General features: G+C 41.4%; 16 protein-coding genes. All 16 read left to right on the top strand.

The annotated features are described in order from the left end of the window. The first annotated feature begins 2 nt into the window (after positions 1-2). On the top strand, positions 3-359 hold the full coding sequence (locus SMSK597_RS05760; RefSeq protein WP_000730921.1) for a hypothetical protein: 357 nt from the start codon (positions 3-5) through the stop codon (positions 357-359). Between the two features lie 10 nt (positions 360-369). Then, positions 370-1461: a DUF6287 domain-containing protein gene (locus tag SMSK597_RS05765; protein ID WP_000039387.1), complete on the top strand. Its 1092-nt coding sequence runs from the start codon at positions 370-372 to the stop codon at positions 1459-1461. 16 nt (positions 1462-1477) lie between these two features. Beyond that, the gene (locus SMSK597_RS05770; RefSeq protein WP_000768287.1) at positions 1478-2488 is read left to right on the top strand and encodes a PspC-like choline-binding domain-containing protein; all 1011 of its coding nucleotides are present in this window, start codon (positions 1478-1480) and stop codon (positions 2486-2488) included. Between the two features lie 467 nt (positions 2489-2955). Beyond that, complete coding sequence (locus tag SMSK597_RS05775; protein WP_000273891.1) at positions 2956-3366, top strand: GNAT family N-acetyltransferase; 411 nt, start codon at positions 2956-2958, stop codon at positions 3364-3366. 349 nt (positions 3367-3715) lie between these two features. Next, the gene (locus tag SMSK597_RS05785; RefSeq protein WP_001107500.1) at positions 3716-3925 is read left to right on the top strand and encodes a helix-turn-helix transcriptional regulator; all 210 of its coding nucleotides are present in this window, start codon (positions 3716-3718) and stop codon (positions 3923-3925) included. Further along, positions 3915-4403, top strand: coding sequence for a DUF6773 family protein (locus SMSK597_RS05790; protein ID WP_000247413.1), 489 nt, complete (start codon positions 3915-3917; stop codon positions 4401-4403). Before SMSK597_RS05785 ends, SMSK597_RS05790 begins: the two co-directional genes overlap by 11 nt. A gap of 115 nt (positions 4404-4518) precedes the next feature. Continuing rightward, a complete protein-coding gene (locus tag SMSK597_RS05795; RefSeq protein WP_000283116.1) occupies positions 4519-5979 on the top strand; it encodes a nicotinate phosphoribosyltransferase in 1461 nt (486 codons plus the stop codon). Then, positions 5976-6800 (top strand): ammonia-dependent NAD(+) synthetase, encoded by an 825-nt coding sequence (gene nadE / locus SMSK597_RS05800; protein ID WP_000058043.1) that lies wholly within the window; start codon positions 5976-5978, stop codon positions 6798-6800. The genes SMSK597_RS05795 and nadE overlap by 4 nt, the downstream gene beginning before the upstream one ends. Positions 6801-7046: 246 nt before the next feature. Next, complete coding sequence (locus SMSK597_RS05805; RefSeq protein ID WP_000643810.1) at positions 7047-7595, top strand: GNAT family N-acetyltransferase; 549 nt, start codon at positions 7047-7049, stop codon at positions 7593-7595. Positions 7596-7760: 165 nt separating this feature from the next. Then, positions 7761-8471, top strand: a complete 711-nt coding sequence (gene ccdA2 / locus SMSK597_RS05810) for a thiol-disulfide oxidoreductase-associated membrane protein CcdA2 (protein ID WP_000379689.1) — start codon at positions 7761-7763, stop codon at positions 8469-8471. Between the two features lie 13 nt (positions 8472-8484). After that, entirely contained in the window at positions 8485-9051 is a 567-nt protein-coding gene (locus SMSK597_RS05815; protein ID WP_000759272.1) for a redoxin family protein, read from the top strand. Between the two features lie 9 nt (positions 9052-9060). Beyond that, entirely contained in the window at positions 9061-10173 is a 1113-nt protein-coding gene (gene msrB, locus SMSK597_RS05820; RefSeq protein ID WP_000998568.1) for a peptide-methionine (R)-S-oxide reductase MsrB, read from the top strand. Between the two features lie 222 nt (positions 10174-10395). Continuing rightward, complete coding sequence (locus SMSK597_RS05825) at positions 10396-11130, top strand: response regulator transcription factor (RefSeq protein ID WP_000222628.1); 735 nt, start codon at positions 10396-10398, stop codon at positions 11128-11130. Beyond that, entirely contained in the window at positions 11130-12821 is a 1692-nt protein-coding gene (locus SMSK597_RS05830) for a cache domain-containing sensor histidine kinase (protein WP_000831065.1), read from the top strand. Before SMSK597_RS05825 ends, SMSK597_RS05830 begins: the two co-directional genes overlap by 1 nt. A 114-nt stretch (positions 12822-12935) precedes the next feature. Next, complete coding sequence (locus SMSK597_RS05835; RefSeq protein WP_000659511.1) at positions 12936-13499, top strand: TIGR01440 family protein; 564 nt, start codon at positions 12936-12938, stop codon at positions 13497-13499. A 2-nt stretch (positions 13500-13501) separates the two neighbouring features. Beyond that, a partial coding sequence (locus SMSK597_RS0102205) for a G5 domain-containing protein (RefSeq protein ID WP_001232697.1) occupies positions 13502-14647 on the top strand: 1146 nt, incomplete at its 3' end.

Consider the following 14647-nt stretch of genomic DNA (forward strand, 5'->3'; position numbering starts at 1 on the left):
AATTGAAAAAGAAAGTTGCATTTGTATTATCGTTAGTAACTAGCCTATTGCTTTTAGTAGCCTGTTCATCAGCAGATGGGACTTATGTCTATCAAGGTAGCATGCCATTTATGGAAGAAGTAACCGTGACTATCCAAATCAAGGGTGATAAGGGACAAGTTCATACAAAAGGAAAAACGATTGGTTTCCTAACAGAGGGCCAGCAAACGGAGCATACATATGAGATGAAGGTCAACCAGAAAGAAAAGACTTTTGAATTATCTTCAATGAAACTAGGTTATGAGATTAAAGGCGGAGAGTTGACCATTACTTCAGATTCGACTGGTATACTGGCTGGCAAATCTTTTAAAAAGAAATAACGGAGGTATTATGTCCAAGAAAAGCATCTTTAGTGGCTTGTTAGTGGCTAGCTCAGTGCTTTTATTAGCAGCCTGTGGACAACAAGCTAGCCAGACAAGTGAGGGAGAGTCGACTGACGCTACAGTTCAAACCAGTGCTTCAAAAGATAAAAAAGCTGAACAATCAAAGATTGATTACCAGATTGTATATCAGAATATATTAGACTCCTATAGAGAGCGAGTTAAGGCAGCGCAAAATCAACAAATGCCACAGTACTCGACAGGTGATAAGGAAGAGTCTTATATTGATTCCATTTTGTTTGATTACAAAGGGATAGACATCAGCTATACTTTCTACGACATCAATAAGGATGGGAAGAAAGAATTGCTAATTAAGCAAGATAAAATTTTACTTGGGATTTATTATCTGATAGATCAGGGAGCCCATCTGGTCAAGGCAGGTGGAGTTGCTGGGACAGGTGGTTCCCGTCGAATTTTGATTCCTTATGAAAATGGTGCCATCTCTTACTTGATTTTCAACGCTTCTAGGCCAGAGGCGATTGCTAAAACTTATCTCTTTGCAGATGGTCGTTATCAGGAGGCTAGTTCTGTTAACTATGATTTGAGAGAAACCAAGGATCCTTCAAGTTTACAAGGGCTAGACGGGATTAAAGAGGTGGATTTAGAAGGCTTGAACTGGTTGACTGTGGATGATTTTATGGTAGAAGGTCCATTTATTGACCTAGAGGAGCAGGCCAAGGGGACTGGTGCTCATCTAGCTGAGATTTACCAGAAAGACTTTAGTAGTATCAAAGGGACTTGGAAGAATAACAAGGGTGGCGAAGTTACTTTTGATGAAAATGGTTTTACAAATGGTGCAGTCTTGACTGACACGGTACCTAAGATTGTAAATAATATGGTTCGATTTGGCATGACCTCAAGCAGTGGTATAGGTGGTGCTTCGGTTATACTCATTCCAAAAGGTGTTGTGCATCCAGATATAAATGTAGGTGATACCACTTTCAAAGATGCGTCTGACAGTAGCAAGGATCGTTTGTTAATTACCCAAAGTGTGGATACAGTGTCCAATCCAAACGAATTTTATTATAAGGTTAGTGAATAAAAAGGAGAAATAGAAGATGAAACTAAAACATGTATTGACAGGATCAGTAATGGGGTTGAGCCTCGTAACAGCAGGAGTTATCACAACAAGTGTACTCCCTACAAGCAGTGTAGAAGCTGCAGAATACCGTAAGATTTATGCGGATGTAACTGCCCAGATGGGTCTAGATGGAAACTTGTACTTGGAAATTGTTGGAGAACGTCCTGATGTAACTGTTGCAACTGGCCAGTATAAGGCTGTTGAAATTTTAGAAGCAAATACAGGACGGGTGGTAAATCCAAATACTTTCATTGTTATTAATCCAGTTACAAATGGGGAAGCTAGGAAAAATGTTGGTAGAGCAAAGTTGAATTTATCTTTTCTAAATGGGAACCCTTACCCAGATGGAACCTATCTAGTTTCATTTAAGGATTTGACGCTTACACACGAATCAGGTTACTTCACTTTAGTTGGAGCTATTAAATTGACAATTAAAGATGGAGAATTTGTTAAATACGAAAAAGTTAACTTAAAGCCAACATCAACACCTGAACCAAAAATTCCAGAACAACCAAGTGGAAAGAATGGTTGGGTAGGTCGTTCTTACTACCAACATGGTCAAAAAGTTATCAGCAAATGGATCTATGATTCACAGTATAAGTCTTATTTCTATTTGAATGCTGCTGGTGAGTATGTTGAAAATGCTTGGGTAGGGAATTACTATCTCAAGTCTGGTGGCTACATGGCTAAGAGTGAATGGATTTATGATGGCAACTACGGTTCTTACTATTACTTGACATCAGAAGGAAGCTATGCGCGTAATGCTTGGTCAGGAAGTTATTACCTCAAATCAAATGGTAAGATGGCTAATAGTGAGTGGATTTATGACAATAACTACAAATCATATTATTATTTGACATCAGAAGGAAGCTACGCTCGTAACAAATGGGTAGGAGATTATTACCTTAAATCAGATGGTAAAATGGCTGTTAGCGAACGTACACCAGATGGTTACCGTGTAGATGGATCTGGTAAATGGATTAAATGATAAGGGATTAAAGGAGATTCTTAAGAAAATTGATGACTACAGTAAGTCTGAAAACAAAAATAGCTCCTCATCTTCTTATACCCTAGAACCGTAAGGAACATACTTAGGAATATTTTCATCAAGTGACAGTGCTTATGAAAATATTATTGGTCTAAGCATCATCTATAAAGTTACTGAGACCAAGTCGGATGGGTCTAAAGAAACTCATTTTAAAGATTATGGTTATGCATCAGGAGTCAAAAAAGATGGAAGTGTAGATATGGATAAGCTAGAGAAATTGCAGTTTAATACTACTACAGATTTAGAAGGGTTGAAGTCCTATTTATCGAATTATAAATTAAAAGAATATAAGCAGTGATAGTATTAAATTTGAAACTCATCAACTCAGGTTGGTGAGTTTTTGCTAGTTTGATAGTCTATTGAAATAAGACTATAATCAAGCTGTAACAGTATTTGAGGAGGTTTAGATGTACTTTAGATTGGAAAATGAGGAATCCCAGAAAGCACAAGAAATTGGGAATTTGATTCGTGCTTATAACCGTTCAAAAAGAGAAGAGGCTGAAAGTGAGCCATTGAATATTTATGTTGAAGATGAAAAAGGCAATCTTCTGGCAGGCTTGGTGGCTGAGACTTTTGGAAATTGGTTGGAAATAGAGTATTTGTTTGTAAAAGAGGAACTGCGAGGGCAAGGAATCGGTTCAAAACTACTGCAGCAAGCAGAAACTGAAGCTAAGAATCGAAACTGTCGTTTTGCTTTTGTCAATACTTACCAGTTCCAGGCACCAGACTTTTATCAGAAGCATGGCTACAAGGAAGTCTTTGCTTTGCAAGACTATCCTTACACAGGACAAAGATTTTATTACCAAAAGGATTTGTAAGGTGAATATGAAAGTATAAGGCAAAGAGGGGTTCTTGACATAAGTATGAAGGGGATTCTCGATAAATACCAGTTAAATCCTACAAATTGTGTCTTTCTAGACGATATTGAGGACAATACAATGGCAGCTGAGACATTAGATCTGAAAGCCTAGCACGTCAAGAAAAGAAGCGATGTTTTAGATATTTTGAAAAAAATTAATAATCAGAAAACTCTCTATTATTTTGTGGTAGAGGTTTTTTGTTAATAAAATTTTACAAAATGACATTTATATATTGCATTAAGTTAGATATATGATATAATGATGTTAAAAAGAGGCGCAACTTTTTAAAACTATAAGGAGGACGCAGGTGGCTAAAAATTTAAAATTAAAATTAGCTCGTGTAGAGCTTGATTTAACACAAGGTCAACTGGCAGAGGCTGTCGGGGTAACGCGCCAGACTATTGGTTTGATAGAGGCGGGAAAATATAATCCCAGTCTCTCGCTTTGCCAGTCCATTTGCAGATGTTTAGGGAAAACCCTAGACCAACTATTTTGGGAGGAAGAAGATGGTAAATAAATTCATTCATTATCAATTACTTGACGAAAGAGAAGAACAACTAATCAATAAAGCTGGGGTAGAGTCTTTTTCACTCTTTATTGGGCTTGTACTTCTAAGCTATTTGGTGGCAGTGTTGGCTCCATCTCTTTTTAATCCGAATTTTCTAGTGTATACTCTGATAGTAGGAATTTTCTTCTTTTTCAATCGTGCCCGTTATCTGGGAGTGACCTACTATAGTCGTTTTCATTTTACAATTTTAGGGTGTTTGCTGGTAACTCTCGCTATTACGACTCTTTTGATGTTGCAGAATTATCAATTTAACATAGAAATTTATCAGCACAATCCTTTGAACGTTAAATACTTATCTGCTTGGGTCATTACTTATCTGATTTACCTTCCTTGGGTTTTTATCGGTAATCTCGGCCTTAAAAGTTATGGTGAATGGGCTCAGAAAAAGTTTGAACAAGACATGGATGAACTGGAGAGTGGTGAATAGCTTGTTACTCTTTTCTCAATACAGCCAAAATGTGATATAATAGTACTAATTTATTGGAATACATGAAAGTTCTTGAAAATTTTCATGTGTTTCTAGCTAAGGAAGTAGAAAAAGTATGTATCCAGATGATAGTTTGACATTGCACACGGACTTGTACCAGATTAATATGATGCAGGTTTACTTTGACCAAGGGATTCACAATAAGAAGGCGGTTTTTGAGGTATATTTCCGCCAACAGCCTTTTAAGAACGGCTATGCGGTTTTTGCTGGTTTGGAAAGAATTGTGAATTATCTTGAAGATTTGCGTTTTTCAGATAGTGATATTGCCTATTTGGAGTCGCTGGGCTATCATGGGGCATTCTTGGACTACCTCCGCAATTTCAAGTTGGAGTTGACCGTTCGTTCTGCCCAAGAAGGGGACCTGGTTTTTGCTAATGAGCCGATTGTGCAGGTGGAAGGCCCTCTAGCCCAATGTCAGTTGGTCGAAACAGCCCTTTTGAACATCGTTAACTACCAGACTTTGGTGGCTACTAAGGCAGCTCGTATTCGTTCGGTTATCGAAGATGAACCCTTGATGGAGTTTGGGACACGTCGGGCTCAAGAAATGGATGCGGCTATCTGGGGAACACGCGCAGCGGTGATTGGTGGTGCCAATGGAACCAGCAACGTGCGTGCTGGTAAGCTCTTTGACATTCCTGTCTTGGGTACTCATGCTCATGCCTTAGTACAGGTTTATGGTAACGACTATGAGGCCTTCAAGGCTTACGCTGCGACCCACAAAAATTGCGTCTTTCTTGTGGACACTTATGACACCCTTCGCATCGGTGTACCAGCTGCCATTCAGGTGGCGCGTGAGCTGGGCGACCAGATTAACTTTATGGGTGTACGGATTGACTCAGGGGATATTGCCTACATTTCTAAGAAAGTCCGTCAGCAACTGGACGAGGCTGGATTTACAGAGGCTAAGATTTATGCTTCAAATGATTTGGACGAAAATACCATCCTCAACCTCAAGATGCAAAAGGCCAAGATTGATGTCTGGGGCGTGGGTACCAAGCTGATTACAGCTTATGACCAGCCAGCTCTTGGGGCAGTTTACAAGATTGTTGCAATCGAAGATGAAAATGGCCAGATGCGCAATACTATTAAGCTGTCAAATAATGCTGAAAAAGTGTCTACGCCAGGTAAGAAGCAGGTGTGGCGTATTACCAGTCGTGAAAAAGGCAAGTCAGAGGGTGACTACATCACTTATGATGGTGTTGATGTGAGTGACATGACAGAAATCAAGATGTTCCATCCGACCTATACTTATATCAAGAAGACAGTTCGTAATTTTGACGCTGTTCCTCTCTTAGTGGATATCTTCAAAGACGGAAAATTGATTTACAGCTTGCCTAGTTTGACTGAGATTCAGGACTATGCTCGTAAGGAATTTGACAAGCTTTGGGATGAGTACAAGCGCGTGCTCAATCCTCAGCACTATCCAGTGGATTTGGCGCGTGATGTATGGCAAGACAAGATGGACTTGATTGACAAGATGCGTAAGGAAGCCCTTGGTGAAGGAGAAGAAGAATGAGTTTGCAAGAAACGATTATCCAAGAGTTGGGTGTGAAACCAGTGATTGATGCCCAGGAAGAAATCCGTCGTTCTATTGATTTCTTAAAAAGATACCTGAAAAAACATCCCTTTCTAAAAACCTTTGTACTTGGGATTTCTGGGGGACAAGACTCAACTTTAGCAGGACGATTGGCTCAATTAACTATGGAAGAACTGCGAGCAGAGACAGGGGATGATAGCTACAAATTTATCGCTGTCCGCCTGCCTTACGGAGTGCAAGCTGATGAAGCAGATGCTCAAAAAGCTCTAGCATTCATCCAACCAGATGTCAGCTTGGTTGTGAATATCAAGGAATCAGCTGACGCCATGACGGCAGCAGTTGAAGCGACAGGTAGTCCTGTTTCGGACTTCAACAAGGGGAATATCAAGGCTCGTAGTCGTATGATTGCTCAGTATGCCCTTGCGGGTGCCCATAGCGGAGCCGTCATTGGGACAGACCATGCTGCGGAAAATATCACAGGTTTCTTTACCAAGTTTGGTGACGGTGGTGCAGATATTCTCCCTCTTTACCGCCTCAATAAACGCCAAGGAAAACAACTCTTGCAGGAACTTGGTGCAGACCCAGCCCTTTATGAAAAAATCCCAACAGCAGACCTAGAAGAAGATAAACCAGGTCTAGCTGACGAAGTAGCCCTCGGAGTCACTTATGAAGAGATTGACGACTACCTAGAAGGCAAAACAATCAGCCTAGAAGCTCAAGCGACCATTGAAAACTGGTGGCACAAAGGCCAACACAAACGCCACCTACCCATCACCGTATTTGATGACTTTTGGGAGTAAAAAGGTCCGGGGGACCTTTTTAGCTTCTTGCCTAGAAATTGGGAAGCAAGAATAACCTCCAGTGGAGGTTTTCAGCCTCTTACCTTGAAATAAGAAAGTGAGAGAACTTTTTACCCCGAGTTTAGAAATAAGAAAGCGAGGAAGGTCCGGTGGACCTTTTTAGCTTATTACATTGAAATTCAAAAGCAAAGTAAATTTAAATTGAGGTTGGGCAGAGAATCATCTATCAGAAAGCGAGGTAGCGTCATGAAAGCAATCGGTACGCAAATATTACAGACAGATCGTTTAATCTTGCGAAGATTTGTGGAAAGTGATGCAGAAGCCATGTTTCAGAATTGGGCTTCATCCGCTGAGAATCTGACCTATGTTACCTGGGATCCCCATTCTAATGTCGAAATCACTCGAAACTCGATTCGAAATTGGGTTGCCTCCTATACCAATCCCAACTATTACAAATGGGCCATTTGTCTCAAAGAAAAGCCAGGGCAAGTGATCGGGGATATCAGTATCGTTGAGATGGATGAGGAAGATTCAAGTTGTGAAATTGGCTATGTGCTAGGCAAGGCTTACTGGGGATATGGGATTATGACAGAGGCATTGAAAGCTGTCTTGGACTTTTGTTTTACTCAAGCAGGTTTTCAAGAAGTCAAGGCACGTCATGCCAGTCTCAATCCAGCTTCAGGTCGTGTCATGGAGAAGGCTGGAATGTCCTATCTAAAGACTATTACCAATGGTGTAGAGAGAAAAGGCTATCTTGCGGACCTTATTTATTATCAGATAAGTAGGGAAGACTAGTGAATTTTCTTTTCTGTTTCCATCCAAGTCAGACTTTGTCTGGCTTTTTTTGCAAGATTTCTAAATAATCTGATTAAATTCCTATTTTTCCCTATCATTGTCCCTGTTTTTTCTGGAGTTGTGGGGCTATAATAGTCCTATCGAATCAAAGAATGGAGGAAGACAATGGATACGATTATCTTTTTTATCAGTGTTTTTCTTGCTGGAATTCTTTCCTTCTTTTCTCCTTGTATTTTACCCTTGTTACCGGTCTATGCAGGGGTCTTGTTGGATGACAAAGATGGTGCTCAGGCTTCTAGTGGTAAATTTTCAATCTCACTTGTCAGTTTATTGCGAACTCTGGCCTTTATAGCGGGGATTTCTTTTATCTTTATCTTACTGGGATATGGTGCTGGTTTTTTAGGAGACCTTTTGTATGCTTATTGGTTTCAGTATGTGACGGGTGCGGTTATCATTCTCTTGGGCTTGCACCAGATAGAAGTCTTACATTTTCAGGGACTTTACAAGGAAAGAAGGCTACAATTACAGAGACAAGGGAAAAAGGGTAAGGGCTATAGTCAGGCATTTTTACTGGGATTGTCCTTTAGTTTTGCTTGGACACCTTGTGTGGGTCCGGTTCTTGGCTCTGTTTTGGCCTTGGCGGCTTCAGGTGGTTCAGGTGCTTGGCAGGGAGCTGGTCTCATGTTACTTTACACGCTGGGTTTGGCACTACCATTTTTGGTTCTAGCTCTAGCCTCCAGCTATGTCTTGAAACATTTCCGGAAACTCCATCCTTATCTTGGAATACTCAAAAAAGTAGGTGGTTTCCTCATTATCGTGATGGGAATCTTGGTGCTTTTAGGAAATGCTTCCATTTTGACTACATTATTTGAATAGAGAGGAAGAAGAAATGAAAAAATGGCAAACATGTGTTCTTGGAGCAGGTTCGCTCCTTTGTTTGACGGCTTGTTCAGGCAAGTCCATGACTAGTGAACACCAAATGAAAGATGAAATGAAGATGGAGCAGACAGCTAGTAAAACAAGCGCAGCTAAAGGGAAAGAAGTTGCTGATTTTGAACTGACGGGAGTAGATGACAAGACCTACCGCTTGTCTGATTACAAGGGCAAGAAAGTCTATCTCAAATTCTGGGCTTCTTGGTGTTCTATTTGTCTGGCTAGTCTTCCTGACACGGATGAAATCGCTAAAGATGCTGGTGATGATTATGTGGTCTTGACAGTAGTGTCTCCTGGACACAAGGGGGAACAAGCAGAAGCAGACTTTAAGAATTGGTATAAGGGATTGGATTATAAAACTTTCCCAGTTCTAATTGACTCATCAGGGAAACTTTTGGAAAGTTATGGTGTCCGTTCTTACCCAACTCAAGCCTTTATAGACAAGGAAGGAAAGCTGGTCAAAACGCAACCTGGTTTTATGGATAAGGATATGATTTTAAAAACATTGAAAGAAATGGGGTAGAGAAAGGCCATGAATGATAAAGTAAAATTGTTTGTTTTGGCAGGAATCTTTTTCCTAGCCATAAGCGGTTTCTATTTTCTATTGATGCGAAATGCAGGGCAGACAGATAGCTCGCAAATTGAAAAAGCATCAGTTAGCCAAGGAGGAAAAACAGTGAAAAAAACAGAAGTTAGTAAAGATGCAGACTTGCACGAAATTTATCTAGCTGGAGGTTGTTTCTGGGGAGTAGAGGAATACTTCTCCCGCGTTCCCGGAGTGACAGATGCCGTTTCAGGTTATGCAAATGGTAGAGGGGAAACAACCAAGTACGAATTGATCAACCAAACAGGACATGCGGAGACTGTCCATGTCACCTATGACGCCAATCAAATTTCCCTCAAGGAAATTCTGCTTCATTATTTCCGCATTATCAATCCAACCAGCAAAAATAAACAAGGAAATGATGTGGGAACCCAGTACCGTACTGGTGTTTATTACACAGATGACAAGGATTTAGAGGTGATTAACCAAGTCTTTGATGAGGTGGCTAAGAAATACGATCAACCTCTAGCAGTTGAAAAGGAGGCCTTGCAGAATTTCGTGGTGGCTGAAGATTACCACCAAGACTACCTCAAGAAAAATCCAAATGGCTACTGCCATATCAATGTCAATCAGGCTGCCTATCCCGTCATCGATGCCAGCAAATATCCCAAACCAAGTGATGAAGAATTGAAAAAGACCTTGTCACCTGAGGAGTATGCAGTCACCCAGAAAAATCAAACAGAACGGGCTTTCTCAAACCGCTACTGGGATAAATTTGAATCGGGCATCTATGTAGACGTGGCAACTGGCGAACCCCTCTTTTCATCAAAGGATAAGTTTGAGTCTGGTTGCGGTTGGCCTAGTTTTACCCAGCCCATCAGCCCAGATGTTGCCACTTACAAGGAAGATAAGTCTTACAATATGACGCGCATGGAAGTGCGGAGCCGAGTTGGAGATTCTCACCTTGGCCATGTCTTTACGGATGGACCACAGGACAAGGGTGGCTTGCGCTACTGTATTAATAGTCTCTCTATCCGCTTTATTCCCAAAGACCAAATGGAAGAAAAAGGCTATGCTTATTTACTAGATTATGTCGATTAATACTCTTCGAAAATCTCTTTAAACCACGTCAGCGTCGCCTTACCGTACGCAGATTTACTGACTTCGTCAGTTCTATCCACAACCTCAAAGCTGTACTTTGAGCAACCTGTGGCTAGCTTCCTAATTTGCTCTTTGATTTTCATTGAGTATAAGAAGTCTTTCCTAAGCAGTTAGAGGAGAATTTTGCTATACTGATACTAGTAAGTGACAAAGGAGAGAAGCATGACCTACACAATCTTAATCGTAGAAGATGAATATCTGGTAAGACAAGGCTTGACCAAGTTGGTCAATGTAGCAGCCTACGATATGGAAATCATCGGTCAGGCTGAAAATGGAAGGCAGGCTTGGGAGCTAATTCAAAAGCAGGTGCCAGACATTATTTTAACCGATATCAATATGCCTCAGCTAAATGGCATCCAGTTGGCCAGTCTGGTACGAGAAACCTATCCTCAGGTTCATCTAGTTTTTTTGACTGGCTACGATGATTTTGATTATGCCTTGTCTGCTGTCAAACTCGGTGTGGATGACTACCTGCTTAAGCCCTTTTCTCGTCAGGATATTGAGGAAATGTTGGGGAAAATCAAGCAAAAGTTGGACAAGGAAGAGAAAGAAGAGCAGTTACAAGATTTATTGACTAATAGGTTTGAAGGAAATATAGCCCAGAAAATCCAGTCCCATCTGGCTGATAGCCAGTTTAGTTTAAAGTCTTTGGCCAGTGACTTGGGCTTTAGTCCGACCTATCTGAGTTCCTTGATTAAGAAAGAGTTAGGACTGCCTTTTCAGGATTATCTGGTGCGAGAACGTGTCAAACAAGCCAAGCTCTTGCTTTTAACTACAGATTTGAAGATTTATGAGATCGCAGAAAAGGTTGGTTTTGAAGATATGAACTATTTTACCCAACGCTTTAAGCAGATTGCAGGTGTGACACCTCGTCAGTTTAAGAAGGGGGAAGGTTGATGAAGCGTTCTTCTCTCCTAGTCAGAATGGTTATTTCCATCTTTCTGGTCTTTCTCATTCTCCTAGCTCTAGTTGGGACTTTCTACTATCAATCTAGTTCATCAGCCATTGAGGCTAGCATTGAGGGCAATAGCCAGACGACTATCAGCCAAACTAGCCACTTTATCCAGTCTTATATCAAAAAATTAGAAACCACCTCGACTAGTTTGACCCAGCAGACAGATGTCCTAGCCTATGCTGAGAATCCCAGTCAAGACAAGGTCAAGGAAATCCGAGATCTATTTTTGACTATCTTGAAGGCAGACCAAGATTTGAAAGCTGTTGTACTGGTGACCAAATCTGGTCAGCTCATTTCTACAGATGACACTGTGCAGATGAAAACTTCTTCTGATATGATGGCAGAGGATTGGTACCAAAAGGCTATTCATCAGGGAGCCATGCCTGTTTTGACACCAGCTCGTAAATCAGATAGTCAGTGGGTCATTTCTGTCACTCAAGAACTTGTTGATGTAAAGGGAGCTAATCTGGGTGTGCTTCGTTTGGATATTTCCTATGAAACTCTGGAAGCCTATCTTAACCAGCTTCAGTTGGGTCAGCAGGGCTTTGCCTTCATTATCAATAAAAACCATGAATTTGTTTATCATCCTCAACACACAGTTTATAGTTCGTCTAGCGAAATGGAGGCCATGAAACCCTATATTGAGACAGGGCAGGGCTATACTCCAGATCACAAATCCTACGTCAGTCAGGAACAGATTGCAGGAACAGATTGGACGGTTATAGGAGTGTCTTCGCTGGAGAAGTTAGATCAGGTTCGGAGTCAACTTATGTGGACCTTGCTTGGGGCCAGTGTCACCTCTCTTCTTGCCTGTCTCTGCTTGGTGTGGTTCAGTCTCAAACGCTGGATTGCCCCTTTGAAGGATTTGAGAGAAACCATGCTGGAAATTGCTTCTGGTAATCAGAATCTTCGTGCCAAGGAAGCGGGTGCTTATGAACTGAGAGAGGTGACTCGCCAGTTCAATGACATGTTGGATCAAGTTGATCAACTTATGGCAGATATTCGCAGGCAGGAAGAAGCGACCCGTCAGTACCAACTTCAAGCACTGTCGAGCCAGATTAACCCCCATTTCCTCTATAATACCTTGGACACCATCATCTGGATGGCTGAATTTCAGGATAGTCAGCGCGTGGTTCAGGTGACCAAGTCTTTGGCAACCTATTTCCGCTTGGCGCTCAATCAAGGCAAGGACTTGATTTCCTTGTCCGACGAAATCAATCATGTCCGTCAGTATCTCTTTATCCAAAAACAACGTTATGGAGATAAACTGGAATACGAGATTGCTGAAAATCCTGCCTTTGATCATCTAGTCTTGCCCAAGTTGGTGTTACAACCCTTGGTAGAAAATGCTCTTTATCATGGCATCAAGGAGAAGGAAGGTCAGGGACATATTAGAGTTTCTGTCCAGAAACAGGATTCGGGCTTGGTCATCCGCATTGAGGATGATGGCGTTGGCTTCCAAGTTGCTGGCGATAGTAGTCAAAGTCAACTCAAACGTGGTGGAGTTGGTCTTCAAAATGTTGACCAACGGCTCAAACTTCATTTTGGAGCCAATTACCAGATGAAGATCGATTCTGCCCCTTTAAAGAGTACGACAGTTGAAATATACATAAATAGAATAGAACCTAACTAACTCCCAGTCAATTCTGGGAGTTTTATGCAGGTTGGAGTAAGATTTTCAGGTTGTCTATCTTGCTAAAAACAAGAAAAAACGATATGATAGATAGTGACAAAAGAGGTATCAAGTATGAAGGAAAAAGACATTCAAAGAGAGACAAGCCAGATTGTAGAAGATGTATTGGAAAAGGCCAATTTGAAGCAAGGATCTATCTTTGTTTTGGGCCTTTCTTCTAGTGAAGTGATAGGTGGTCAGATTGGCAAGGAATCCAGCCAAGAAATTGGCGAAATCATTGTGAAGACCATCCTAGATATCCTAGAAGAAAAAGGAATTCATCTAGCTGTTCAAGGTTGTGAACATGTCAATCGGGCTCTCGTTGTTGAACGTCAGGTTGCAGAGCAGTTTGGTCTGGAAATCGTTAGTGTCCTTCCTACTCTTCATGCAGGAGGTTCGGGTCAGTTGGCAGCCTTCAAGTTTATGAAGGATCCAGTTGAGGTTGAATTTATCAAGGCTCATGCTGGATTGGATATCGGAGACACTGCAATTGGCATGCATGTCAAGCATGTTCAGGTTCCGATTCGCCCTCTTTTAAGAGAGATTGGTCATGCCCACGTAACGGCGTTGGCTAGTCGTCCAAAATTAATCGGAGGTGCGCGTGCGCATTATCCACAAGATTCTATCAGAAAGTCGTGAAAATGAGAAAAACAAAACAACAACTAGAAAAAATTACCAAATATTCCATTCGTAAGCTAACTGTTGGGGTAGGTCCTGTAGCCATCGGGGCCTTCCTTTTTGGTGCCAGTACTCTTTCAGTAGATAAGGTTCAGGCCAATGAAGTTGGTGGTACTCATAGCGTTCATTACCGTTATTTGGCGGAGCAGGAATTGACTGAGTCTGAAAAAGTCCTGATTCATCATGAAGTTCCAACAGAATTTCAAGATGATGATATTCTCTATGTAGTTTATCGCAAGAAGGCGACTAACAGTCAGCAACTTCCCTACACAGGAAGTAAGGAACTTGCTTTGGCAGGTCTTGGCTTGGTAACGGCTTCTCTAGCAGTCTTTTTGGTGTCCAAAAAAGGTCGTAAAGAGGTTTTAGGTGTTCTCTTGATTAGTTCTTTAGGAGCCAGCACTTTTGTACCTTATGGAACATTTGCGTTTGAAAATAAAGAATTGCTTTCTTACAACCAAACTATTTCGGCCTCTACCCATGAAGGCTTGGCCGAAGGGATTATCCATATTGATGGTTATGAGTACATTGGCTACTTCAAGGAAGCAGAACTTCATCCATCAAAACGAGCTTCAGCTGAGAAGCCTCAGTTACCAGTAGAAAAGAAAAGTTCAAAAGAAAATGAGAAAACTGAAGTCGTTCAAGAAAGACCTGCTGTTGCTCCAGAAACTGTCGTTGAGAAACCTGTAGTAGAGACTCCAGTTGCTCCTGCTGTTGAAGAAAAACCAGTTTCTGAGAAGCCTCAGGCTAGACAGGAAGAGAGCTTGGTTGAGATTCCTTTTGAAACGGTCACAAGCCCAGATGCGAATCTAGCAGAAGGACAGACTCGTATCGTCACAGCCGGAGTAAATGGTCAGCGTCGTCTTGTAACCAAAGTTTCGATGGTCAATGGTCAAGAAGTTAGAGAAGTCATTGAAGACCAAGTGGTTCAAAATCCTGTGTCGCAAGTCATTGCAGTCGGAACTAAGAAAGAGGTGCAACCTGCCCCAACTCCAGTACCACAAACTGAACCAAGCCACCAAGTAGCTAAAGGAACCCAAGAGGCAGGCAAAGAAGGTCAAGCGTTAACACAGCCAGAATTGCCAGAAGCTACTGTAGAGTCTAAAGGAACC

Origin of the sequence: Streptococcus mitis SK597 (assembly GCF_000148545.1) — a bacterium.
Taxonomy (GTDB): Bacteria; Bacillota; Bacilli; order Lactobacillales; family Streptococcaceae; genus Streptococcus; species Streptococcus mitis_C.